The following is a 23,188-nucleotide window of genomic DNA, read 5'->3' on the forward strand; positions in this document are numbered from 1 at the left end:
TTAGCTGCATGTAACTTATTTGTCATTTTTCAAGGTTATGAGGCGGCAAGGATGAATACGGCAAACTATTGTCAGCAGAATATATTGGTGATCCCACAGGCATTAGGGGCACTTTCTGATGTATGCAAGCTGGCTGCATTGAACGGCTCGGCTATTTATAGCAAAGACTTAGAGCAGAACTTACTTGATATCGAGTTTTATACCAACCAGCTTTGCTTAGTCTATGTAGAGGCTGGCGCAGAGACACTCACCTGTTGGGATAATCAAGCTATTGAGCTCAGTAGCGGGCAGTCAGTTTTGCTCTGTCAGGGGCAAAACTTGCACTCTGATTTTGTACACAGCGCGCAAAATTTAAAGGCTTGGTTGGTGTTTTTTGATAGGAGCATTGTCGAGCAGTTTATATTTTCTAATCAGCTCTTGATGCCAAAAGGGCAGAAGCAAATTAATCCTTCAGTACACATGGAGCATAGTCTGATCAGCGGCTATTTTGAACAGCTAAGAATGTGTGTAGATGAGGGGATAGATATTACGCCTATATTAAATCTTAAACTCACCGAGCTATTGCACCTATTGTTACACGTACTGGGCGATGAACTAGTGTCGATTTTGAATATTGCTGATCATTCGCTACCAGCAAGAAGAAACCTCAAAAGGTTACTGGAGAACAAAGCGGTGTTAAAGTTTTCGGTTGCAGATATAGCGAAATTGTCTGGCCGCAGTGTTTCTGGTTTTCAAAGAGATTTTAAACAGTTGTTTAACGAGCCACCCAAGCAGTGGCTCATCAAGCAACGCGTGATGTACGCAAAAACATTGGTGGAGCAAGGGAGCTTACCCATTACAGATATTGCATTAGAAGTCGGATACACTAATATTTCTCACTTTATTAAAGCGTATAAAAACCAGTTTGGTGAAACGCCAAAGCAAGATGGTATTAAGCTTTGACTAGAAAAGCTGGTTTTGACCGAAAAACGGCATTTTTTTGTATTAGCAGCATTCAATAAATTCGTCATAGATATACTCACTACTACTTTCATAAATCGGAGTGAGTATGTCTGTAAAAGTAGTGATAGAGTGTAACCTGACACAGGGTAAAACAGGTGAATTAGAAGCGTTTTTATTGGCCAATGTACCTACTGTAAGATGTTTTTCGGGGTGTGAGCGGGTAAGCATCAGTTTTGATGAGAACAGCGCTGTGATGGTAATTGATGAAGACTGGCAAAGTGTCTCTCATCATCAAAAATATATGCAATTCATTAGTGACAACGGTGTATTACAGCAGCTTAAATCGTTTATGTCGGCTCCGCCAACGATTCGATATCTTCAGCTAAGTCATTACTGAGGGAATTTTCAATTAATATTTTATAAAATAGTGCTTAATTTATCCTCGTAATTAGGATAAATTAAGCACTGATGAATAATAAAAAAATATCTAAATACCTAAGTCTAGTTTTACGACATAGGCCGGAGCTAGCAAATCTTCAATTAAATAATCAAGGCTGGGCCTTAATAGATGATTTAATCAATAACTATCATGAACACGCTTTATCTCTAGAACTTATTCAATCGATTGTTGATGCTAATGATACGCGCTAACCAAGGGCACTCGATTGATGTTGATCTGGCATTAGAAGCCACCATACCTCCTGATATCTTATTTCATGGCACTGCAAGTCGATTTATCCAGTCCATAAAAGAAATCGGTTTGGTGAAAGGCCAACGTCATCATGTTCATTTAACAGAGTCGACAGACACTGCAATGAAAGTAGCCGTTATGGCAAACCTATCTTGCTTGGCATTGACGCTAAAGCAATGTACTTGCAAGGTGCACAGTTTTATAGAACGCACAATAATGTATGGTTGGTTGAGCATGTACCGCCCGAATATTTAAACTTTGATTATATAAAAACATAAATAAGGAAAATTTTTTGACAGGACCAAATCCAAATAATAAACATCCACTAGCTGGCTTTCCTCAAGTTGGCTTTTTAAAAAACTTTATTACATCAGAAAATATCGATGTCGGTGACTTCACCTATTACGACGATCCAGAAGGCCCCGAAAACTTTGAAAAAAACGTTTTATACCACTTTGATTTTATTGGTGATAAATTGATAATTGGTAAATATTGTGCAATTGCCACTGGCGTGAAGTTTATTATGAATGGCGCGAACCATAAAATGTCAGGCTTTTCGACTTATCCTTTTCAAATTTTTGGCAATGGCTGGGAGAAAGTCATGCCCAAGGGTGGTGAGTTACCTTTCAAAGGCGATACAGAAATAGGCAATGATGTCTGGATTGGGTATGAATCTACCATTATGCCTGGGGTTAAAATTGGTAATGGGGCCATTATTGCTAGCAAGTCGGTGGTTACCCAAGACGTACCTCCATACAGTATTATTGGAGGAAATCCAGCCAAAGTGATTAAAATGCGCTTTGAGCAAGATGTAATCGAAATGCTTCAAGATATTGCTTGGTGGAATTGGCCAGTAGAGAAGGTGACTGAGCACCTAGAAGCCATCGTTGGCAATGATTTAGAGACGTTAAAAAGAGCAAAGTAAGTCATGCAGTTAGAAGTTGAAGACCGGCTTAAAAAATTAAAAAGTTACAAATCAAATTTTGTATTGATTGTGATAACGGCCTTATTAAGCCTAGTAACCTTAATTTTATTCGTAACAGAGAGTGATAGCTTTATTAATGTATCGGGTTATATTAAAGCAGGTTATATGGCCTTTTTAGTGGGGTTATATGTATACATCTTATATCGCTGGAAATATACCCCTTTACGAATGATAAAACCGATATTAGTTCTTAGTTTACTGCAAATAGCAACAGTCAAATGGGGAGAGTCGAGTATTGGGTTTAATCCATTTTCTTCCATCGGTGCATCATTTAATTTTGATGTTTTTTCTGTCACAGTTAATTTGTTGGCAATAGTCATGGTTGGGCTTACATGGCGCTGTAAATTATTTGCCAAACATTAATATGCGGTATGGGTTGTTAAATGCTAAAAATACAGGTAATTGCAATAATCGGAACATCCGGTTCTAGTAAAACATCCGTAGTAAAAGCAGTATCAAATAAGCTTAACTGCCCATATTTACTTTTTGATGATTATACAAATGCGTAAATCTACCCTAAGGGTAGAAAGCGTGGTTGGAAGCTGGTGTGGTTCTCAATGAGATTAAAACCCCCGCTTTTATCAGAGCACTTGAGGCGCTAATACTGTCGTGTGATGCGCCTTATTTTTTATGGAAGAACCTTTTGGTTAGTGTAGCGCTGATATATCAAAGTATATAGGTTGTGTTATTTTGCTTGACGTACCGTTAGAAGCCTGTTTATTTTGTTTTTTATCAAAAATATCAATATGCTTCATAGTGATTAACTTAGTGCTATATCAAAGTACCACTGCGCTTTTGAGGACCATTCAAGCGCTATTTGCATAAATGTGATTGAACATGTTCGTCATACCTGTGATTTGATAGTGATAGGGGGATTACCTATTTCAAATACTGTTGTCATAGCCGAGAGATGGTTAGTCAGGCAGTGTATTTCTCAGTCTTCAAAGCGCATTTATGGACTGCGAAATAGAAACCTCCTTTTAATTTGTATGGTCTCTTTGAGCACGCCGACAACTGGTTGTTATCAAACTAGTTAATTATCTTGTCTATAAGTTGCTGAAAATATTTGTAATAAAAAGACCGAACGGGCCCATCAGAACGATTATAGTTACCTTTTCTCACATACTAGAGTCATCAAATCACAGGCAGAGCTTAAATAGCAATTACGAGGCAATGATAACTGTGATGTATATGTACTCAATACTTTAGGAGAAAAAGAACATGAACATATCAGGAACTGTTAACGCTACTTCACACTGGGACACAAAGTTGTTTTTAATTGCAGGCTGCTGCATGTTGATCAACACCGTTTGCTTATGGATGCGACATTTTTCAGGCTACCAGATGTCCTTACTTTGGGCAGCAGTCCCTGCAGTTATTGCATTGGCTTCTTGTACATTAGGTGTTCTAAAATTGTATCCAAATGCTGTTTATCAGGCTCGTAGGCTTGCGATTGGTGGGGCGAGCTTTGCAATTATGTCTCTAATATCACTTCTTTTGGCTTCTATTTGGATTTTTATCATATCAATATTCGGCGAGGGCCTTACTGGTCGGCCATCATTAGGCTTTGCAGTGTTGATCGGCATTTTTATGATTTGCACGGCAGTATCATTCGCTTTTAATGCGGTGGCTTTTTTAACTGAACGTGTTACGCGTAATATCGGACTTTTATTGCTTGTTCCAGTGAGTTGCTGGGTACTGATGTTGATTGTTGCATTAGTAAAGGGTTTTGAAGCTGGTTTGTCACTTGATTTTTATACAAATGGAGTGATGGGCGTTGCGTTTTTACTGACTTCATATGTGATAGCAAAAGGTAGATGCCGTAGTGCTCTGTAATTTAATCTAAATTTAAGAGTGTTTCTACTGAAACGTTATTTAATTGATTTAGGTATACTCCTTCATTCATTTTCTATTTATAATTGATAGAGTATATTTAATGACATTGAAAAATAATAAGAAAAGACAATGATAAAGAACACTTTTTTAGCGCTTCTAATAACTATACCATTTTTATCAAATGCTAATATTTCGATAACAACTTCAGCAGGCTCAAATAAAGAACTAAAAATAGAAAGTACTTTAAATGAGCTAGTCAAAAAATACGATATTGACCAGTGGTTTTATACAAGTAAGGTATTGGTAAATGAAAAGGCAAGAGTACCGCATAGCCACCCAGTATTAACGATGAATACTGCAAAGGCCTATTTGGAAAGTGATATCAGGGTATTGTCCACTTTTCTTCATGAACAATTTCACTGGCATGTGGTATTAAATGGTAAAGGTTCGATCGATGAGTTCCGCGGTGCAATAAAAAGAGAGTTTCCAAAAGTGGAATATAAACGACCATTGGGCAGTGGAGATGAGGGGGGAACGCTTACACACTTAGTTGTTTGTTATCTTGAGTACCGCGCTATGGCCTCATTGATTGGTGAGCGTGATGCAAGGGCTTTGCTTGAAAGTAATCCCTACTATACATGGATATACAAAACAATCTTAGACAAACAGAATCACTCAAAGCTAGATAAGTTGGTCCAAGAGCTTAACCTTACCATTTTTGATCAAGGTAGTGATGTTATAAGAATTTAAATCTAAGGCGTTTTGGAACCTATTTGCTGTATAGTTCGGTGTGCTCAAGTTAATGAGCACACTGGTTAGTTCTCATGAATTCAAAGGTTAATGGTAGTAAGACTGTGCTTGCTTAAGAGTTATATGAAGGATTTGGCTCCTTGCATCAAATGCTAGAGCTGATCGTTGAGCAAGCCGTGTTTTCAGTGAATCTATTGTTTGTGATAAACGTTTTTTAATTTTAAGAAAATCAATTTGATTAGTGCTCGTAAATTTCAATTTACCGGAAGTAACACAATTTCTTGGGCGGGCTCCAACTAGCCTTTTACAGCAGTGGCAAGAGGCTTGTTCACTGATAAGCCGGCAGCTTTGACGGGTAAACTCTGCGACGTCCGTTCTGGTTCTTTGTAGTTGTTTGTAGTTGTTTTCAAAAAGCTTCGGAGTGCAGGAAAAAATTCCGCTAGACTGGTGGTGAGCAAACTCTAAAATCTTTCCGAGAATATATGCCAGGCTAGCTTTTGGTTCTAAGCATAATTACATTGCCATGGTGCATAGAACTTTATGCTCGTTCAGCAAAGCGAGGTGATCCACACTCTTGTATGACTTCTCCTGAAGGAAGCGTGGTTTCATCACCCGATACGCAGTATGTATTGCTAAGTTTCCTGCAATAATGACTTGATGCTTGTTTGGATAAGTAATAACAGGCCTTATCGCTAATGCTTCTTTAAAACACAGAGATAGCTTTATAGCACTGCATCCATTGGTTTGGTTAAAAAGTCGCCGTAGTTTGAGTTTCTCTAAATTGCCTTGATGAAAAGCGCTTGTCATCTTTTTCACACTTGCTACTACATCTAATTGTCGCTTGTTCATGACTTTTCCTTTGTATTTACTATGAGCTAAATCGAGTTTTTTTTAATCAAAAACTGTGTTTGTGTAAGACAGAAAAATAACCTTAATGTTGTGGCTACATATATTTAGACAAGAACTGAAGTAAAGGTGAGACAAAATAGTTGGAGACTTAAAATTTTTAGATTTCCATGATAAATAATGTGTTGTGTATGTAAGTCGTTGAGGGTGAGTTTTACATATTGATTTCTCATGTTTTGTGTTTGGTATTTAAGTTGCTCAAATGTTTCATTTATTTTGTTTTAATGTTCCATGTGTAGTATATTGCGCCTGTAGCAATAATGAGAGCTAAACAATAATTATACAGGAAAATTTTCTTTTTGAGCTAAATATGTACACAAATAAATATTATAAAATGCCGATTTGGGTTTCGACTGTCGCCTCCATAATATTGATGGGATGCGGTAGTTCAAGCTCAAACAATGAAACGCAGCCGAACACGCCAACAGCCGTAGTTGACCAAATACCGACGACACCTGAGCCGGTTTCGACGCCGGATCCCCAGCCTGAACCCCAGCCTGACCCTCAGCCTGAACCCCAGCCATTAACAATAACAATTGCGGGACCATCAGATGTTGAAGAGAAAACTGACTTCAGTTTAGTTATGGATTTTGAAGGTGAGGGTAAAATTAAGTCTGTTAATTGGTCACATGATTCGAGCTTGGACCTAGCTATGAGTAACTCGAGTGATCATAGCGTTAGCTTGACAGTTCCTGATATCACTCAAGACCATAGTGTTAACTTTACCGTTTCAGTTATAGATGACTCAGAGCAAAAAGTTGAACAGGTTCACTCAGTTTCATTCAAAAGAATAACTAAGAGCCTTTCTGTAAAAGGGGTTGTAACGGACAGTCCTGTCCCGCATGCTCAAGTTAGTTTGCGTGTAGGTGACTCTCGTGTTGAAGTTGAAGCAAATGAACTTGGGGAGTATACCGCAGCCCTTGAGGTTGATGAAAGTGAAGTAGACGAAATGCTTAAGGTGGTTGCTTTAGGGTCTAGCGCACAGCCTGATGTAGAGTTTGTTTCTCAGCTTGGTACCTTTGAGACACTTCAAGCCCAAGCTGGAGAAGACGGTATCTTAACAAACAATGAGAACTTCTCAGTGAATGTTACTAATGTAACAACTGCGGAATACGCACTTCTGCAGCGAGGGCTTATAAAAATAACTGACGATAAAACCCTTCGTAATGCGTTACAGTCAATAGATGGAGAGTCTTTACTGAATTTGGCGACAATTATCAAAGTGATTGTGGATTCAGAAGGTTACAATCTGCCTGATGGTATTGCCTCTACATTGGAATTGGTTAGTAATGAGGAAAAATCAAATTATTTTGAAAACATGGTCAGAGCGAAGGATAAAGCGCACTTTGAGAAAGTTAAAAACCTGATTTTAGAAGACGACAATTTGGTCGCGAAGCAACAAACATCTTTACAGGGTGAATTTATACTGCATCAACCTAAGTACTATAATCAGCCAGCTTTTAACTTATCACTCAATGAGAGTGGGAAAGGAGAATTTGTCACTGAGAATACGGTAGCAGTGAGCAAAGTAAGTTTGTTGAATGACCAGTTTGTTTTGGAACTTGCTGAGCCCGCCATATTTTATCGTTCAAGTAGAGAAAAGGTTGATGAAAATGGGTGGTATGTCTTAGATGAGTTTGGTAACCCAATAATTGAACATATTGTACGTAAATCGTCAAAATTGACGTTAGATATATTACATACTAACCAGAGTTCAAGTATCGTTGAGCTGAATACACACGCAAAAGAGTTTATCAATGATGAGCATAACTCAGATGCTGACTTCGATACATTGAGGGTATATAAACTCAGTGACAAACGGGCCGCGCAGTCTGTCACCGCTGAAGAGCTAATCGATAAAACTTGGCTAATTGAATTTCGCGACAATGATTTTACTAACAGTGATCGTGCTGTTGAACGCTTAACATTTAACGCTGACGGTACTGCTACATTTGATAATCAAGCTTTGCAAGCAACTTGGCAACTAGAAGATGATTCATTTGTTATTAACTACACCAGTGAACAAATAGACAGGCAGGTTGAGTTTTGGCTTATAAAATCAAGTATCTCAGGGTTTTATTTTGTTGCCCAAGAAAGGCACCTTGAGGGTGAGACAGTTAAAAGCACAAATTCACTGTCAGGCATTATGGTGGCAAAACAGGCAAACTTGACGGTAACACAAGAGCAAATCTCTGGCAGTTGGATAGGGTTTATTGGTCGTGGTCAGAGTTTACACCACCTTCGAATATCCGAAAATTTAGATGTCAAAGTTGGTATTTCAGAACGTACTTCATATTTTCATGGAAAGTTAGAAAACAACCGTTTTTATAGACAACGCTTTAGCGATGAAACTAATGGCTACCATACTTGCTACGAACTTTCACAGTACTGCAAGCTTAACGGTTACATGGAGTATGAGTTTTTAGCTATCGAGGATAATCACTATATTGTTTATAGAAAGGTCGTTCACGAGCCTAATACTGAAGATGAGTATATTTCCAGTGAGGGGATACTCCACTACATTTATGCCTCAGGTAATGAATACGATGAGTTTAATTCTTTGATGTTTTCAAATTCATCTCGATTTTACGTAGAATCAGCACTTGGACAAAGCCCTCAAATTAACGTTAGACAAGATAGAATTACAGGCAGTAGCACGATTTCTTTTGATGACGTGGTTTACCCGATGGCAATCGTGGAAGGTAATATCGAATACAGTATTGATGATACACTGATGCGTGTTTCATTATTGAACGAAACAGACAGCTTTATAGAAGTGTGTGTATATCAAGTGTCAATAGGATGCCATGAAAGCGACAAACAACTTTGGTATACAAAATATGAAGAGATGCCAAAAGCAACCAGTTATTTTTTAATCTCAGAATCAAATAATTCTCAATATTACGCGATCGAGCAGCGTTGGGATGAATATGTCGCACTTGATCACCCAATCGACACGGTATCATTTATGGATATTGAAGTTTCGGGTAGCAAAATTGTGCTCACTGCTAGACCTCTTATTTCATTTGTAGATGGCTACTTTGAAAATATCAGCAAAGTTGAGGTAGAAGAGCGTGGAGATAAATTCGCTATCACCACGACAGTCGATGTTTATAATTTAGGGAAAGTAGTGGATACATTGGTTTCTGAACAGATAACGACTCGTGTTGATGCTTTTCATGGTATGCAGGTAACAGAAGAGACACTATACGGTGATTGGATTATCACGTTAGGTAGTTCAGCCTACACCTATCACTTTGCTGATGGAGTGGGCACGAAGACATTATTTAATGATGAAACTCCTGTAGAGTTTACTTGGGAAATGCATGGTGGCAATGTACTTAGCCTTACATTTTCAGATACCAGTGTAGAACGTTTCACATTAACACGTGACGATAACGTAGGGTTTCAATTTATTCGGGAACTTGGATCTATTTATCCTTTTCGACCCACGCAATTTAGGCAAACAGGCTTGATGATTAAGTCACAACAAATTGACTTCAAGCAAGAAGATTATGTTGGTCGTTGGCTCAAATCACAAAGTAAAGAATTGGATACATTCGATAGTGCAATGGAAATTTATGAAGATATGACAGTACACCTAGGTGTAAAGACTTCAGAATCACAAGGGTACTTTGAAAATGGTCAATTTAAACAGAGTTTACATTATGACCATAATCAAGATCGTTATGTTAAGTGGTGTACTGATTTTTCTCAGTGTTCGATATATCAAGCTTATTCTTATACACCAGTGGCACGTGATGAAGACCATGTATATTTTATCAGAGAGAGTCAATTTAATGCGTATGAATTATTTTTAATGCGCAAACAGGAGATAGCTTTCGAAGACGGTTTTGCTGAGTTTCATATCAATTTTAGTTTGTTAGGTAGTAATAACGAAGTCTGGTCTGGTGGTTATGATGCTAATGGTCGTTATTTGTATATCCCCAACCGAGGCCAATTCGAATACTCACTTAAAAACGGGAAAATATTTATAACATTAGATGATGGCTATGATTACGTGATCGAAATAGTTCCACAGAGCAACACTGTAGATGGAATAACATTTTGTATGTATCAAGATTCGAAAACTTGTACAGAAGAAGATAAAGTTCGCTTACGGTATTTTCATCCATATTTTGACTAAACTTTGAAATTTTTGATTGAAAGCGCCATTTTAAAAGTGGCGCTTTTTTAGTTTTTATTGCGCCAAAAAATCCATTAACTAACGTTCTATTATAGAATAATATACAGCGTGTTGTTTTTTAAAAACAAAGCTAAAACTATATATAAATAAACACGAAATTTTCTAAAGGACTGTCTAGAGAATGATTCAATATAAAATAGCTGAAGTAACAGAGTTACCTGTTTTAAAGTCTTTGCTGTGGAAATATGGGCCAAATGAATGGAACTATCTTACGCAAGATGGTGTTGAAGGGGAGTTTACATTAATTAAACAGCAAGAGGCAGAGGCGCTTGTAGCGTTAGACGGTAAGCAAATTGTCGGTTTTGCAGTTTTGCTTAATGGCAGAGTCAGTCCAGACTATCTGAGTCAATATTGCAGTTTGGATAAGGTTGCCTTTATCGGCGATGTTGTTGTGTCGCCAGACTACAGTGGAAAAGGAATCGCGACGCAGCTGTTAATCAATAGTATTGAGTTGGCTAAAAGCAAAGGGGTTGAATCGGTTTTAATTGAAAGGCACGAAGAGAACTTAGCTTCCGCGGGTATGATGAAAAAAGCAGGGTTTTCAGTAGTCGACATATTTCATGACCCACACAAACGCAGTGCGGGCTCGCAAAATAGTGTGATATTGTCAGTATCATTGTAACACGGACCTAAATTATCTAGCAGTACTCATTACATTTCAGTACTGCTCAGCCAATTAGGGATCTAGCGGTGCATTCCTCTTATAGGATAATTATTATCAGGATCTTTAATCCACGTTAAGCCACTGACAAGAGCTTCTAATTCAGGCCTAACAAATGGGTTATTAGAAATATCTATCACCTGTATATTACCCTGCTCATTGACCACAAAGAGCCCTGGTTCTGCGAATGGATGATCGGTTTCTAGATCTGAACGGGGATCTGAAATATATAAACCAAACTCCTTCATTTGCTCAAGTGTCATTCCATATGCAATATCAAACTCTGTATTGAGCTGGGATGTATGAGTTATCAGTTGTTCTTTACTATCGCCAGAGATCGCAATCACATCTACCCCAATCTTTGCAAGGCTTTCAATGTGGTTCTGTAATTGGTTCAAATACTTAGTGCACAATGGACAGTGTTTACCGCGATAAACGACGATCAATTGCCAATCAAAACCTGCTCTTGGCGCTCCTAGCACAACCTCTTCGCCACTTTTGAGTGTTGCTGTCTTTTTAGGAAAGGTGCTGCCAGCATGAAGTTTGTTTGTGTAATCTTGAGACATGGTAACTCTCCTTTAAAAATATTGGTCAATATGGGCGGAAAATCGGATTAAATCATTTTCAATATCCGCGTTTTTCATGACATCAAAGCAAGAAAAGGTAGGCAGAGCCGCCATATTGAAAAACTTAAAATTCATATGCATTGGAAATAGTAGATCATCGACAGATTTGCCATCAAAAAACTCAGTTTTGTCATCAAATGCTTGTTTTGGCGCATTAAAGGTGACAGATAACATATATTTTTTACCTTGCAGTGTGCCACCTTTACCATAGTTTTTGGTCGGGTGTTGGGCACTACGACCATCGCCATGACACAATGCGCCAGCCATGCCAGCTGTATAAACTTCATCCATGTATTTTTTAAATGACCAAGTGACGCCCATCCAATTAATAGGGGATTGAAACAAGATAAAATCGGCCCATTGGTGGTGAGCAAGTTGTTGCTCAATATCTATTTCCTCTTCCATGGTGACAATTCTGGTTTGGTGACCTTTGCTTTGCAGTAGTGTGGTGGCAGTGTCCACGAGTGTTGCATTTAACTTCCCTTCTGAAAAAGGGTAATACTGGTGTCCATTGATGATTAATATATTGCTCATGGCTTACTCCCCAGTGGTATGTTTAATAATCAATATGTTTTAGGTATAGTTTAGGTACCTGCAATTAAATAACAACTAGTATACTTTTAGTAACCTAGCTGTTTTCATGGTGAATAAAATGAAAAGCTCAATAAAAACAGATGCTAAAGGACGTAAAAAAGTTTTGAATATGTGTGATGAGCCCTGTGCAATAGAAAAGGGGATGCGTTTGATCGGCGGGAAATGGAAAGGTTCGATCATTTATCACTTGAAAGATGAGCCTGTTAGATTCAATGATTTAACAAGAATGTTAGGTGGCGCGACAAAAAAGATGGTTGATCAACGATTAAAAGAGCTTGAGCAAGAAGGCATGGTGATCCGTAAGGTGGTCAGTAATAGGCCAGTTGCTGTAACTTATGAGCTGACCGAGTTTGGGCGCTCTGCACTTGAAATCCTTGAATCTCTTAGGGTGTGGTCTGAATCTCATAACATTCAAATTTAATGCTCCTTGAGGGCAAAGCCCCCAAGTTGGCCAATTAAATGAATTAATTTGTATTTGCTGGCCTATTTAGGGCCTAAGCTAGCTGAACCCCAGCTCCTTGGTTAAGGCCATAGCTGCTGAGCGATTTGGTGCATTAAGCTTTTCTAAGATTTTGGCAACATGGTTTTTGACCGTGTATTGGCTGATGCCCAAAATCATGCCTATCTCTCCATTTGTTTTACCAGAAGAAATCCAATCTAATACCTCTTTTTCTCTATTGGTAAGGGAGTGGATTGGTGAACGTGTAGTCTTATCTGATTGATATCGAGAAATTTGTGCTTTGTGCAAATAAGGAAGTACGAGCTCAATTAAGTAAGATGCTGGAGCAGTACGATTTGAACGTTTGTTATTAAATGCAACCAGTGTGAGAAAGTTTGAATTTGGATTATCCAAATCATAAATAGTGATATCGGATAGCGGGTTACGATCTTTACATAAAGTCTTAAGTAAATTTATGTTCTTAAACTTTTTCACCTTGGCAATGCTGAGTAAGTCTTCTTTGAATTCTGTTGGAAATGAACGTGAAAACTCGGATTTTACCTCTAAGCTGGATTTATCAACCAGAGCTAAATATAGCCCGTCCGATTCAGCAAACGACATCGCTTCTTGAAAAATTATTTCATCCAATGAACGTTCAATGATTGACGTTTTTAGCAACTCGATTGCTTTAAGTACGCTCGAAAGCTCTTTTGTGCAGCCCAAAAACATATGCATTCTCCTTTACAAATACGATTTCGATAGGCGTATCAACTTAGCCTGTTAGCCAGCAAGTTTAATTTTCATGTGACGGTGCCTATTTAATTAATCGCCTGATTAATTAAACATGAACGGCTAATAGATATCAACGAAAAGTGAACGAATTGTGTGGTAAATAAGTGTAAAAATTTAAAAAAGTGTGTTTTACAGTCAGTGTTTTATCTATAAATTTATTTATATGGCTTTTTTTTACGCGCTATTTTTGTGAGGTTTATCTTGTTAAGTAAAAGATATTTATAGTTTTTTTAATGAGGTTGTAATTTTCGTTGTTTGTCAAGTTGATCTAAATCAATTTACGGGGCGTAAGTAAAAAGTTTTTTATTTGTTATCTAAAAAGCTGCGAGACATCGATATTGTGTAGAGCTACTCACAGTCGAGTATGGTCCAATCAGACTATTCGCAGCGCTAATTCCACTTTGATAAACTGCGAGTCATGATTGCTGGGACACGAAAAATACTATGATTGAAAAATTAAGACAGCCATCAACTTGGCCGCTGTATTTTACATTGCTGATACATGCCACATTGATTTGGATGCAAGGCCTTTCAAGCGCGATGCTACAAGTACTTCAGGAAATAGAAATTGCAGCTACTATGGCATTAGGTTCTTTTGTTGCGGGTGGAACCGCGTTAGGGGGAGGTGCTGTGGCATTCCCTGTGATGACCAAAGTGCTAAACATTGAGCCCAACACAGCGAAAGTATTCTCTCTAGCAATTCAAAGCTTTGGGATGACTGCGGCGACAATCACAATTTTGTGCCGTCGTATTCCTATTTATACTAATTTGGTATTACTTGCACTGCCTATGTCTGCATTGGGTGTTGTATTGAGTTTAATGTATGTTGCTCCGATAGCGCCTCGGCTATTAGTTAAATCAATTTTTAGCTTTTTGCTGCTGTGCTTTGCTATGACGATGTTGCTTCGCTGGTGGAGAAAGGCTCACCATCAACAGAGTGCACAACAAATTCAGCCCAGTAAGCTACGTTTTATGGCAGTCGCTTTCGTTGGTGGCATTGCAAGTGGTCTTGTCGGCTCTGGCTCTGATATTGCGTTATTTGCATTGCTTGTGATCGCTTACAATGCAGATATTAAAAAAGCAACGGCAACATCTGTGGTGGTAATGGCATTTACTTCACTTGTTGGTAGTGCAGTAAATGCTTGGTATTTAGGGACGATTACGCCAAAAATAGAAAGCTATTTGTTAGCTGCAATCCCAATTGTCGTAGTTGGCGCGCCGCTTGGTGCCTATGTCTGCTCTAAAGTGAAGGTAGGGCAATTAGTTAGTTTCTTGTTATTACTTATTGTGTTGGAAGTGTCTTTCACAAGTTATGAGCTTTGGTTGGGTAACGTAATAATGTGATTAAAGTTTGAACATTTATTTGACTGTGGGCTAGACTTTTTATTTAATTAACCAGTTGATTAAAAAAATAAGAAAACAAGATGGAACCAGATACCAATAAAAAAGCCACACGGGGTCGCCCAGTCTGTGAGTTAAAGCAAGCTGAGCAGAGAACCAAGCTGATATTAGCAGCGAAGCAACTGCTCAATACTAAGTCATATAGTCAAATTACTATCCGGGACATCGCCTCTGAAGCAAGTATTAATTCGGCCATGATAAAATACTATTTTGGCAGTAAAGAAAATCTATTTGTTGAATTAATTCAGACCATTGCAGACGAACAGTTTTCTCAGTTTGAAGGTTTAACAGAGCAATCTCAGCCCGTTTATCAATTTATACTCCGCTTTGGCGAAATTTTGCAAACTCACCCTGGTATTGTGCATCTGTTGAGTGAAGAAGTCCTTAATAAAACAACGCCTTTGGCACAAGCCTTTATGGCTTCGTTTCCAGCGCGTGTTTCAAAGTTTTTACCTCTTTTGATTCAAAAAGAAACAGGCTCAGAGGATCATAAAAAAGCAAAGTTAGCAGCTTTTCAGCTTATTACACTTGTTGTTTCACCCTATATTTTAAAAACCTTGCGTCAGCAGGCCTGGCAAATTGATGACTCTGAAATCCAAGGTGAAGCATGGGCAAAGGATTTATACCAGCATTTCATTTACGGACTTAAGGAGAGTGATATCAATGAGGTGGGATCTTAGCGCGAAAAAAAACTTGCCTATCGCCATTTTAGTGGGGGCAGTGCTTGTGATTCTAGTGGTTAAATTAGCATCATCGACTAAACACAGTAACACTGAGCAAGTTGGACAAGCGGCTCAATTTCGAGCACTAGTGATGGAATCAGTGAGGCCAGAAATTGTTGGGTATGGAAAAGTCACACCTAATATTCAGCTCAACAGCCTTGCACAAGTTTCAGGCGCTGTGACTTATTTACATCCAGCGTTAAAAAAAGGAGAGATCTTTAAACAAGGTACACTGTTGTTAGAGATTGATGACAGTGATTACCAATTACAGTTGGCTAAAGCGGAGGCGAGTTTAGCCAGCGCTGAAGTTGAACTTGCAGCAAAAAAAACGTCAATTAATAATAATCAACTAGATATTAAATTGAGCCAACATAAGTTAAAGATAGCGGAAGCTGAATTTTCAAGACTGAAGCGCTTGTTTGCTGGGGCGAGTGTGTCTCAAACTGAACTTGATAAGGGTCAGCAAAATGTCTTGGTGCAGCAACAAGACTTGCAGCGAAACTTAAATCAAGGGCGTTTGTTACCGCTCGAAGTGAAGGCGTTAAAGGCGCAAGTTAAAAAAGCCGATGCTGATGTTAATAAAGCCAAGCTTGATATCGCACGCACCAAAGTTCGCTTGCCGTTTAATGGCCGAATTCATCACGTCAATATTGAGCAAGGTCAGTTAGTTACCAAAGGCGCAAATTTATTCAGTGCCAGTGATATCGAAAAAGTGCTGATAAACGCGCAATATACTTATCAAACATTCAACCAATTTTCTGGATTTTTTAAGCAAGCGCCCAACTTACAAAATATCTCAGAGGATGGGATGGCGGCTTACTTAAAAGCACAAGGTCTTGAGGCAAAAATAGAGATATTGGCCCAGCCCGGGGTTTACTGGCCTGCATCGATTGAGCGTCTCAGTGATGAAATTGATCCTCAAAGCCAAACTGTGGGTGTTGTGGTATCTATCTCTGATAGTTATCAGCAAATTTCATTGGGTGAAAAGCCACCTCTGCTTGCCGGTATGCGAGCGAGAGTGACTTTGTCTGCCAGTGAACAAGCATTTGTAGTGATCCCGCGGCATTTTGTTCGAGATGGTCATGCGTTATTGGCGGATAAAAATGATAAATTAACAAAACTTCCTTTGCATGGTGCAATAAAGCAAGGGGATACCTTTCTACTAGATAAGCCATCACTTGTTGGCGCTAAGCTCATCACTACAGATTTGTTTCCTGCAATTTCGGGGACTCAATTAAACCTCACCTCTACAGCATTGCTAAGTGATACGACAGCAGCGGAGCGGCACTGATATGATACGTTTTTTCATTGCGCACCCGACGGCTGCTAATATTTTAATGGTGCTATTTTTGGCAATTGGGCTATTCAGTTTGCCACAAATTAAGCGAGAAACGTTACCACAAATTGAAAGCTATCAGATCGATATTGTGGTGCCATATCCAGGGGCAACCGCGGAGAATGTTGAACAAAAAATTTGTTTGAGCCTTGAGCGAGCTTTAGATGGGATCAGCTTTTTAGAAGAGCGTCATTGCGTCGCGAGACAAAACATTGGCCAAATGACAGTTAAAATGTTTGAGCAGGGGGACTTTGAGCAATTTACAACAGATGTAAAAAATGCGTTAGACACCATCGATGATTTTCCAGAGCAGGTTGAGCAGTGGACCATTCAGGAACGTGGTAGAACACAAGACGTTGTCAGTATCGCACTGACATCAAAATACAATGATCTAACACGTGTAGAGTTAAAAGCATTGGCTGAGCAAGTTAAGCAACGTCTACTACGTGACCCAAATATTCCCATAATTGAAATTAATGATTTTTCAAAACATCAGCTGAGAGTCAGTGCGTCACAGGAGACGTTACGTCAATATGGACTGAGCATGGAAGAGCTGGGGAGGCGTGTGTCTAGTCAAAACATTGAATTGCCATTAGGTACACTCAACACTGAAAATGCGGATACACAAATTCGCTTGATGGACGAAAGAAAAGATATCGATTCACTGAGTGCGTTGGTTGTGGCGTCCGGCACACAGGGAAATGATGTGACCGTGGCTGATTTAGGTCAGGTGCATAATACGTTTGAAAAAGATGAAAAGCGAATTTACTACGATGGTCGACAAGCTGCAATTTTGACCGTGAAAAAGAACTCAGTGGATGACAGTTTGCGAGTACTCAAGGCCACTGAGGACGCACTTTTACAGATTAAATCCAGCTTGCCTGATAGTGTGGTACTCACTTTAACCAGTGATAACACCAGTTTGGTGAAAGATAGAATATCACTGTTGATCAGTAATGCTTGGCAAGGCCTATTATTGGTTTTTGGTGTGATGTGGCTGTTTTTCTCATTTAAATATGCTTTTTGGGTCATGATGGGGTTGCCTGTTTCATTTTTAGCGAGTTTCTTTTTAATGCTGCATTTTGGTGTGTCTATCAACATGTTGTCTATGGTGGCACTGCTATTGGCGCTTGGGATTTTGATGGATGACGCCATTGTGATTGCCGAGTCTATTGGTACCAAAATTGAGCAAGGTCTAGCAGTTCAGGAGGCTGTGTTAAAAGGCACGCTGGTTGTGTTGCCTGGCGTGTTGTCTTCTTTTGTGACGACACTATGTATTTTCATTGGTCTTGTGTTTATTGAAGGGAATTTAGGTCAGATCCTCAAGGTGATCCCCATTGTGTTGATTTCAGTTATCACCGTTTCTTTGATTGAAGCCTTTTTGATTTTACCCAATCATTTATCTCATGCTCTGCAATCTAAAACCAGAGATAATCCTTTGTCCTTAAAAGTAGCCGATATTCGAAGTCGTTTTGAAGCGAAGTTTCGTCGCTGGAATGATGCGATTTTGTTTTTAAACCATCGCCTAATAAAGTACAGATACCTAGTGATTGGCGTTGTGATTGCGTGTTTCTTTTTTTCGCTAAGTATGTTGATCTCTGGGACGTTAAAATTTACCGCTTTTCCTGATATTGACGGGGATGTTTTGCAGGGAAGGCTTTTGATGCCTAATGGCACGCCTTTCGGAGTCACAAAGCAAACTATGGGCAAGATTGAAGCTGCCTTAGCGCGCACCAACGAAAAACTTAGTAAAGATGAAGGTGCAAAGCTGGTCAGAGCGATGACCATCACGTATGGAGAAAATCCAGACTATCAAGATCAGGGGGCCAATCTTGCTTATATCTCTGTTGATTTGCTCGGTGCCGAGCAGCGTCAAACCACCATTCAGGCTTTTTCTGATCTTTGGCGGACTGAACTTGGCACTTTGCCAGAGGCACTAACCCTGTCATTTAAAGAGCCTAAACTTGGACCACAAGGACGTGCGATTGATATTCGTTTGATGTCAGATAACACCACCGATTTGGCCCATGCCGCATACAAATTAAAAGCTTGGTTAAAGGGCTATCAAGGTGTACAAAATATCACGGATGATTTACGGCCGGGCAAACCTGAATACACCTTAACGCTTAAGTCAGGTACATTAGACTTGGGGATTAACTCCATGATCATTGCCAATCAGTTAAGGCCTGCTTTTCAAGGTACTAAGCTACTAGAAACGCATATTGGCCTTGAAGACTATGAGGTGACAGTCAAGCTCAGCGAAGACAGTATGAATGATTATAGAGACTTCGATAATTTTCCAATCATTCACCCTGTTTCCCGAGTCGCCATTCCACTTTCAGCGCTGGTGAATATTGAACAAACACGCGGATTTGCAGTGATTAATCGTTTTGATAGTTTGACCAGTGTATCCGTGTATGCTGATGTAGATAGTGAGCTGAATACGGCGTCAGCAGTGGTGGGAGATTTAAAAAAAGCATTTCTTACAGACTTGCAGACTCGCTATCCTTCAATGAGCTACAGCATTGAAGGTGAGGTCAAAAATGCAGGGATTACTCAAGCCTCAATGCGCAGAGCCATGCTATTGGGTATGATTGGGATCTTTCTGCTATTGGCGCTGCAATTTCATAGCTATATTGAGCCTATTATCGTGATGGTTTCAATTCCACTTGCCATGATTGGTGTGATTTGGGGCCACTTTATCATGGGGATAAATTTCTCAATGCCTTCTTTGATGGGGTTTATTTCTTTAGCGGGCATTGTGGTTAATGATTCCATCTTGCTGGTTCAGTTTGTGAAAAGCCGGGTGAAGCAGGGAATGAGTGTACATGAAGCCGCAGCGATGGCTAGTCACGATAGATTTCGTGCGGTGGTGTTAACTTCGGTAACAACGGTTGCTGGCATGACGCCTTTACTGTTTGAGACCAGCTTGCAAGCGCAAATATTAATACCGCTGGCAACCAGTATTGTATTTGGCATTATTACTTCGACTTGCTTAGTATTATTGGTATTGCCATGTTTATACAGTGTTTTAGAAGATTTTGGCGTAGCAAAACCGCGTACGGTTCACAGCCCCATCCATTCGTAAAGTTGAACGTGTATACCGTTTAAACAGACGGTGTGCACGTTTATATCAAGCTGACTTGTTCTTTGCGCTTGTCATTGTTAAAAAGTAGGTCATGTCATCTCTATCGGTAAATTAAGGTAATGCTGGAGTTTTTGGAAGTTGCAGCAAAGCAGATATTAATCGCTTTTTCTAATTTATTGTTAATAGCATTGTTTTTTATGCTGCTGGCTGTATTGGTCAAAGGAAAGAAAGTGCTCAAACAGGCTCGTTGCGCTTTGGCTTCGGGCACATTTAACCTCGGTTGGATGGGATTAAATTTATTACTGTTAATACCTGTAGCGGGCGGACTATATGCGTTCTTTTATTCATACCCTGTAGGTATCATAGACAGATCTTTTTGGTATGTTTTACCGGAACCTTTGGTGATATTGGCTGCCGTATTTTTAGGAGACTTTATTGGTTATTGGCGACATCGTTTTGAGCATTCAAAAATACTGTGGCCTTCGCATCGAGTTCATCATACTGACGAGCATATGACTTGGCTAACATTGCAGCGTTTTCACCCAGTGAATTTTTTCACAACCATGATCATAGATACTTCATTTTTGATATTAATGGGGATTCCGCCGTACGCAATTGTGGCTAATAATGTGGTCAGAAACTATTACGGTTATTTTATTCACGCAGATTTGCCTTGGAATTACGGTAAATGGAATAAGGTCTTTGTGTCTCCGGTTATGCACCGCTGGCATCATGCCGCCAATCGTGAGGCTTATCACACTAATTTTGCTACTGTATTTTCTATTTTTGACCGCGCCTTTGGCACTTATCGAGTACCCGGACCATGTGACGAACCGCTGGGGGTGAAAGACAGTTACGGCAAATCTTTCGTAGCCGAATTACTCCATCCATTTAACCCTAAAGCATATAGTGTGAAAAAGCGGCCCAAAGTCACGCAAACAAGCAAATAAAAAAAGAGCCCGATTAGGGCTCTTTTGGGCTTTCACGCTTGGGGTGTGCGCCGTTTTATGTGAGTCGGTTTGTCGAGTCAGCTTAATTGGGCTAACGCTTTAAATAGGTCAATATCTGTGTTACTCAACAGTGCTTTTGGCACATCGAGCTTGTTAGCGATGATTTTTTTGGCGGCCATAAATTCTTTTGCGCAGTTGATACAGTCTGCCGCAATGATTTTGCCTTGTTTTAGATACCAAAGAGATAAAGCTTTGTCGTCTTTTTGACGTAAAACGGTTTCATCGTAGCCTTGGTTGAGACCTGCAATTTGTATTTTGCAATCAAATTGATCTGACCAAAACCAAGGGACTGCTGTGACGGGTTTATATTTTCCACAGATGGTCGCGGCGGCTGTTTTTGCCTGTTCCAGAGCATTGGGTACAGATTCAATGCGTGTTGCAAGGCCACTGTGGTGTTCAATACCTATGGTGCAATCACCTGCGGCATAAATGTTCATGTCAGTGGTTTGGCAAAGCTCGTTTATCACAATGCCGCCATGCTCGACTAATAATCCAGCCTCTTGTGCAAGTTCGGTGTAGGTTTGAGCGCCTATTCCGACAACTACAATGTCGGCGGGGATCACTTTGTCTTCACACAATACGGTGCTGACAGCATCCTTGCCTTGAAATGCCACCACATTCGTCTGTGTAAAAATTTTAATGCCATTGCTTTTATGTAGTTTGTGATAGAACGCGGAAATACGTTTCGCCGTGACACGCGCAAGTAGTCGGGATTCACGTTCTATAATGGTGACATCATGGCCCATTTTTTTTTAGCACCGCGGCGGTTTCTAGGCCAATATAGCCGCCTCCAACCATTACGATACGCTTCTTATTACTGTTTTCACCTATAGCGAGAGAGAGCTTTTCGATATCGTTTAAGGTTTTTATGTAAAAAATATTGTTTAATTGCGCCCCCATGCAGTCCGCTGTCCGTGCGCGACTGCCGGTGCAAATGAGCAGTTTGTCATAACTGAGGTGCTCGCCATTATGTAATTCAATACGTTGCTGCGCAGGCTCGATACGCTTTACTCGGGTTTTTAACCTAAATTCGATGTTCTCTTTTTGGTACGCGCCTTGAGGGCGGATCAGCAGTTTTTCCGCAGTCACTTGGTTTTGTAAGTAGGTTTTCGATAGTGGTGGGCGGTGATAGGGCAGGCTGTCTTCATCGGTCAGCAGTACGATTTGCCCTGTCCATCCTTCTTTGCGCAAACTGATGCATGCTTGTGCACCTGCATGACCTCCACCGATAATGACACACCTTTGCATATCAAACTCCTTAATATTGTGATTCTGGCAAATGTACTTGCAAACCATGATGCTCATCAGAGACCAGTACTTGGCAGCTAAGTCTGCTCAAATCTGTGGGCTCAGAGACCATCTCTAATATGTCACTCTCACTACTGTCTGGTGCAGCAATTTTTCCTTGCCAATCAGTCGTTAAATAGCAGTGACAAGTGGCACAGCTACCAGAGCCACCGCATTCAGCTTCAATGCCCTCGACCATATTTTCCATGGCAGCTTGCATCAAAGATGTGCCATTTGGTACATCGACCTTGGTTTCGTTTCCTGCAAAATCTACAAATGTAATCTCAGGCATTATGACATCCCTATACAGTGAATTTAGTAATTTGATTGATCTCATCAAGAATGGCTGCAGGGTCGGCTTCTAGCTGACTGTCCATTGCCGTATTCCAGCGATTTAAGAAACCGCAAATAGCGACAACAGCTGCAATTTCAATGACAGCTTGTTCAGAGTAATACTTGCCGAGCTCTACATAATGCGACTTTTCTAAGTGGGCAGGTGAAGTACTGCATGCAAACGCAAAACGCAGCGCAGCACGCTCGGCTTGGTCATAAAGCACATTGGTTTCAAATTCAAAGGCAGCTAATACCTTGGCTTTGTTGACATTGACGCGACTGGCAATATGTGAAAAGTGTCCTTGGCAGTACTGACAGCCTGCAGCATTGCTACTGATGGTGGCTATGGCCCATTTGAGTTCATTATCAATGTGTTCAAACTTGCTCAGGCAACCAAATAGCTGCCCAAACGCCTGCGCCAGCATAGGGTTTTTTGCCATGGTAAGGATACCGTTTGGAATAAATCCGAGGTTGTTCTCTATGGCTTGATAAATTGGTTCCAAATGCGGCGTTGATTCTCGATTGACCGGTTTAACCAAATGGTTATTACCCTGTTTCATATACCCTTGCTTCCTTTTTAGT

The 23,188-nt window shown here is 39.9% G+C and carries 22 protein-coding genes and 1 pseudogene; 15 read left to right on the forward strand and 8 right to left on the reverse strand.

All coding sequences use genetic code 11. The annotated features are described in order from the left end of the window. Window positions 1-51: 51 nt before the first annotated feature. The 7 genes and pseudogenes from S4054249_RS08445 to S4054249_RS08475 all read left to right on the forward strand — a co-directional run bounded on the left by S4054249_RS08445 (window position 52) and on the right by S4054249_RS08475 (window position 5,204). The gene (locus S4054249_RS08445) at window positions 52-942 is read left to right on the forward strand and encodes a helix-turn-helix domain-containing protein (RefSeq protein ID WP_046354042.1); all 891 of its coding nucleotides are present in this window, start codon (window positions 52-54) and stop codon (window positions 940-942) included. Between the two features lie 106 nt (window positions 943-1,048). Further along, window positions 1,049-1,339: a hypothetical protein gene (locus tag S4054249_RS08450; RefSeq protein ID WP_046354041.1), complete on the forward strand. Its 291-nt coding sequence runs from the start codon at window positions 1,049-1,051 to the stop codon at window positions 1,337-1,339. A 71-nt stretch (window positions 1,340-1,410) separates the two neighbouring features. Next, window positions 1,411-1,888: pseudogene (locus tag S4054249_RS26810) on the forward strand (RNA 2'-phosphotransferase). Window positions 1,889-1,925: 37 nt separating this feature from the next. Further along, the gene (locus S4054249_RS08460; protein ID WP_046354040.1) at window positions 1,926-2,558 is read left to right on the forward strand and encodes a Vat family streptogramin A O-acetyltransferase; all 633 of its coding nucleotides are present in this window, start codon (window positions 1,926-1,928) and stop codon (window positions 2,556-2,558) included. Between the two features lie 3 nt (window positions 2,559-2,561). Next, the gene (locus S4054249_RS08465; protein WP_046354039.1) at window positions 2,562-2,981 is read left to right on the forward strand and encodes a hypothetical protein; all 420 of its coding nucleotides are present in this window, start codon (window positions 2,562-2,564) and stop codon (window positions 2,979-2,981) included. An 858-nt stretch (window positions 2,982-3,839) separates the two neighbouring features. Continuing rightward, window positions 3,840-4,454 carry a hypothetical protein gene (locus S4054249_RS08470; RefSeq protein ID WP_046354038.1) on the forward strand — a complete coding sequence of 205 codons (615 nt, stop codon included), beginning with the start codon at window positions 3,840-3,842 and terminating at the stop codon, window positions 4,452-4,454. Between the two features lie 129 nt (window positions 4,455-4,583). Beyond that, window positions 4,584-5,204 (forward strand): hypothetical protein, encoded by a 621-nt coding sequence (locus S4054249_RS08475; RefSeq protein WP_046354037.1) that lies wholly within the window; start codon window positions 4,584-4,586, stop codon window positions 5,202-5,204. Window positions 5,205-5,717: 513 nt separating this feature from the next. Here the strand turns inward: S4054249_RS08475 and S4054249_RS08480 are convergent. Beyond that, complete coding sequence (locus S4054249_RS08480) at window positions 5,718-6,053, reverse strand: hypothetical protein (RefSeq protein ID WP_046354036.1); 336 nt, start codon at window positions 6,051-6,053, stop codon at window positions 5,718-5,720. A 367-nt stretch (window positions 6,054-6,420) separates the two neighbouring features. On the opposite strand from S4054249_RS08480, the gene S4054249_RS08485 reads away from it, so the two are divergent. Beyond that, complete coding sequence (locus S4054249_RS08485; protein WP_046354035.1) at window positions 6,421-10,257, forward strand: hypothetical protein; 3,837 nt, start codon at window positions 6,421-6,423, stop codon at window positions 10,255-10,257. A gap of 181 nt (window positions 10,258-10,438) precedes the next feature. Then, window positions 10,439-10,939: a GNAT family N-acetyltransferase gene (locus S4054249_RS08490; protein ID WP_046354034.1), complete on the forward strand. Its 501-nt coding sequence runs from the start codon at window positions 10,439-10,441 to the stop codon at window positions 10,937-10,939. 62 nt (window positions 10,940-11,001) lie between these two features. On the opposite strand, the gene S4054249_RS08495 is transcribed toward S4054249_RS08490, so the two are convergent. Together S4054249_RS08495 and S4054249_RS08500 are read right to left on the reverse strand one after the other, a co-directional pair. Beyond that, the gene (locus tag S4054249_RS08495; RefSeq protein ID WP_046354033.1) at window positions 11,002-11,544 is read right to left on the reverse strand and encodes a redoxin domain-containing protein; all 543 of its coding nucleotides are present in this window, start codon (window positions 11,542-11,544) and stop codon (window positions 11,002-11,004) included. Window positions 11,545-11,556: 12 nt separating this feature from the next. Further along, window positions 11,557-12,138 (reverse strand): NAD(P)H-dependent oxidoreductase, encoded by a 582-nt coding sequence (locus S4054249_RS08500; protein WP_046354032.1) that lies wholly within the window; start codon window positions 12,136-12,138, stop codon window positions 11,557-11,559. Between the two features lie 118 nt (window positions 12,139-12,256). On the opposite strand from S4054249_RS08500, the gene S4054249_RS08505 reads away from it, so the two are divergent. After that, window positions 12,257-12,619 carry a winged helix-turn-helix transcriptional regulator gene (locus tag S4054249_RS08505; protein WP_046354031.1) on the forward strand — a complete coding sequence of 121 codons (363 nt, stop codon included), beginning with the start codon at window positions 12,257-12,259 and terminating at the stop codon, window positions 12,617-12,619. A gap of 78 nt (window positions 12,620-12,697) precedes the next feature. Here S4054249_RS08505 and S4054249_RS08510 read toward each other — a convergent pair whose 3' ends face one another. Further along, window positions 12,698-13,366 carry a response regulator transcription factor gene (locus tag S4054249_RS08510; RefSeq protein ID WP_052960802.1) on the reverse strand — a complete coding sequence of 223 codons (669 nt, stop codon included), beginning with the start codon at window positions 13,364-13,366 and terminating at the stop codon, window positions 12,698-12,700. 507 nt (window positions 13,367-13,873) lie between these two features. On the opposite strand from S4054249_RS08510, the gene S4054249_RS08515 reads away from it, so the two are divergent. The 5 genes from S4054249_RS08515 (at window position 13,874) to S4054249_RS08535 (ending at window position 20,926) form a co-directional block, all read left to right on the forward strand. Next, entirely contained in the window at window positions 13,874-14,773 is a 900-nt protein-coding gene (locus tag S4054249_RS08515) for a sulfite exporter TauE/SafE family protein (protein WP_046354030.1), read from the forward strand. An 80-nt stretch (window positions 14,774-14,853) separates the two neighbouring features. Next, window positions 14,854-15,510 (forward strand): TetR/AcrR family transcriptional regulator, encoded by a 657-nt coding sequence (locus S4054249_RS08520; RefSeq protein ID WP_052960801.1) that lies wholly within the window; start codon window positions 14,854-14,856, stop codon window positions 15,508-15,510. Beyond that, complete coding sequence (locus tag S4054249_RS08525; protein ID WP_046354029.1) at window positions 15,494-16,843, forward strand: efflux RND transporter periplasmic adaptor subunit; 1,350 nt, start codon at window positions 15,494-15,496, stop codon at window positions 16,841-16,843. The genes S4054249_RS08520 and S4054249_RS08525 overlap by 17 nt, the downstream gene beginning before the upstream one ends. Before the next feature lies 1 nt (window position 16,844). Continuing rightward, a complete protein-coding gene (locus tag S4054249_RS08530; RefSeq protein WP_046354028.1) occupies window positions 16,845-19,976 on the forward strand; it encodes an efflux RND transporter permease subunit in 3,132 nt (1,043 codons plus the stop codon). Between the two features lie 119 nt (window positions 19,977-20,095). Continuing rightward, window positions 20,096-20,926, forward strand: coding sequence for a sterol desaturase family protein (locus S4054249_RS08535; protein WP_046354027.1), 831 nt, complete (start codon window positions 20,096-20,098; stop codon window positions 20,924-20,926). 77 nt (window positions 20,927-21,003) lie between these two features. Here S4054249_RS08535 and S4054249_RS25855 read toward each other — a convergent pair whose 3' ends face one another. From S4054249_RS25855 to S4054249_RS08550, 4 genes are read right to left on the reverse strand one after another with little or no spacing between them, the layout of a single operon-like run. After that, on the reverse strand, window positions 21,004-21,732 hold the full coding sequence (locus S4054249_RS25855) for an NAD(P)/FAD-dependent oxidoreductase (protein ID WP_052960800.1): 729 nt from the start codon (window positions 21,730-21,732) through the stop codon (window positions 21,004-21,006). Further along, window positions 21,722-22,234: an NAD(P)/FAD-dependent oxidoreductase gene (locus tag S4054249_RS25860; protein WP_052960799.1), complete on the reverse strand. Its 513-nt coding sequence runs from the start codon at window positions 22,232-22,234 to the stop codon at window positions 21,722-21,724. Before S4054249_RS25860 ends, S4054249_RS25855 begins: the two co-directional genes overlap by 11 nt. Before the next feature lie 10 nt (window positions 22,235-22,244). Beyond that, the gene (locus S4054249_RS08545; protein WP_046354026.1) at window positions 22,245-22,565 is read right to left on the reverse strand and encodes a 2Fe-2S iron-sulfur cluster-binding protein; all 321 of its coding nucleotides are present in this window, start codon (window positions 22,563-22,565) and stop codon (window positions 22,245-22,247) included. A 10-nt stretch (window positions 22,566-22,575) separates the two neighbouring features. Further along, window positions 22,576-23,166, reverse strand: coding sequence for a carboxymuconolactone decarboxylase family protein (locus S4054249_RS08550; RefSeq protein ID WP_046354025.1), 591 nt, complete (start codon window positions 23,164-23,166; stop codon window positions 22,576-22,578). Window positions 23,167-23,188: the final 22 nt, after the last annotated feature.

Origin of the sequence: Pseudoalteromonas luteoviolacea, from assembly GCF_001750165.1 — a bacterium.
GTDB classification, from domain to species: domain Bacteria; phylum Pseudomonadota; class Gammaproteobacteria; order Enterobacterales; family Alteromonadaceae; genus Pseudoalteromonas; species Pseudoalteromonas luteoviolacea_G.

Bases quoted from the DNA above. Each gene is read 5' to 3' on its own strand.
- S4054249_RS08445 (WP_046354042.1), top strand. From the start codon at position 52: ATGAATACGGCAAACTATTGTCAGCAGAATATATTGGTGATCCCACAG.
- S4054249_RS08450 (WP_046354041.1), top strand. From the start codon at position 1,049: ATGTCTGTAAAAGTAGTGATAGAGTGTAACCTGACACAGGGTAAAACA.
- S4054249_RS08465 (WP_046354039.1), top strand. From the start codon at position 2,562: ATGCAGTTAGAAGTTGAAGACCGGCTTAAAAAATTAAAAAGTTACAAA.
- S4054249_RS08470 (WP_046354038.1), top strand. From the start codon at position 3,840: ATGAACATATCAGGAACTGTTAACGCTACTTCACACTGGGACACAAAG.
- S4054249_RS08475 (WP_046354037.1), top strand. From the start codon at position 4,584: ATGATAAAGAACACTTTTTTAGCGCTTCTAATAACTATACCATTTTTA.
- S4054249_RS08480 (WP_046354036.1), bottom strand. From the start codon at position 6,053: ATGAACAAGCGACAATTAGATGTAGTAGCAAGTGTGAAAAAGATGACA.
- S4054249_RS08485 (WP_046354035.1), top strand. From the start codon at position 6,421: ATGTACACAAATAAATATTATAAAATGCCGATTTGGGTTTCGACTGTC.
- S4054249_RS08490 (WP_046354034.1), top strand. From the start codon at position 10,439: ATGATTCAATATAAAATAGCTGAAGTAACAGAGTTACCTGTTTTAAAG.
- S4054249_RS08495 (WP_046354033.1), bottom strand. From the start codon at position 11,544: ATGTCTCAAGATTACACAAACAAACTTCATGCTGGCAGCACCTTTCCT.
- S4054249_RS08500 (WP_046354032.1), bottom strand. From the start codon at position 12,138: ATGAGCAATATATTAATCATCAATGGACACCAGTATTACCCTTTTTCA.
- S4054249_RS08505 (WP_046354031.1), top strand. From the start codon at position 12,257: ATGAAAAGCTCAATAAAAACAGATGCTAAAGGACGTAAAAAAGTTTTG.
- S4054249_RS08510 (WP_052960802.1), bottom strand. From the start codon at position 13,366: ATGTTTTTGGGCTGCACAAAAGAGCTTTCGAGCGTACTTAAAGCAATC.
- S4054249_RS08515 (WP_046354030.1), top strand. From the start codon at position 13,874: ATGATTGAAAAATTAAGACAGCCATCAACTTGGCCGCTGTATTTTACA.
- S4054249_RS08520 (WP_052960801.1), top strand. From the start codon at position 14,854: ATGGAACCAGATACCAATAAAAAAGCCACACGGGGTCGCCCAGTCTGT.
- S4054249_RS08525 (WP_046354029.1), top strand. From the start codon at position 15,494: ATGAGGTGGGATCTTAGCGCGAAAAAAAACTTGCCTATCGCCATTTTA.
- S4054249_RS08530 (WP_046354028.1), top strand. From the start codon at position 16,845: ATGATACGTTTTTTCATTGCGCACCCGACGGCTGCTAATATTTTAATG.
- S4054249_RS08535 (WP_046354027.1), top strand. From the start codon at position 20,096: ATGCTGGAGTTTTTGGAAGTTGCAGCAAAGCAGATATTAATCGCTTTT.
- S4054249_RS25855 (WP_052960800.1), bottom strand. From the start codon at position 21,732: ATGGGCCATGATGTCACCATTATAGAACGTGAATCCCGACTACTTGCG.
- S4054249_RS25860 (WP_052960799.1), bottom strand. From the start codon at position 22,234: ATGCAAAGGTGTGTCATTATCGGTGGAGGTCATGCAGGTGCACAAGCA.
- S4054249_RS08545 (WP_046354026.1), bottom strand. From the start codon at position 22,565: ATGCCTGAGATTACATTTGTAGATTTTGCAGGAAACGAAACCAAGGTC.
- S4054249_RS08550 (WP_046354025.1), bottom strand. From the start codon at position 23,166: ATGAAACAGGGTAATAACCATTTGGTTAAACCGGTCAATCGAGAATCA.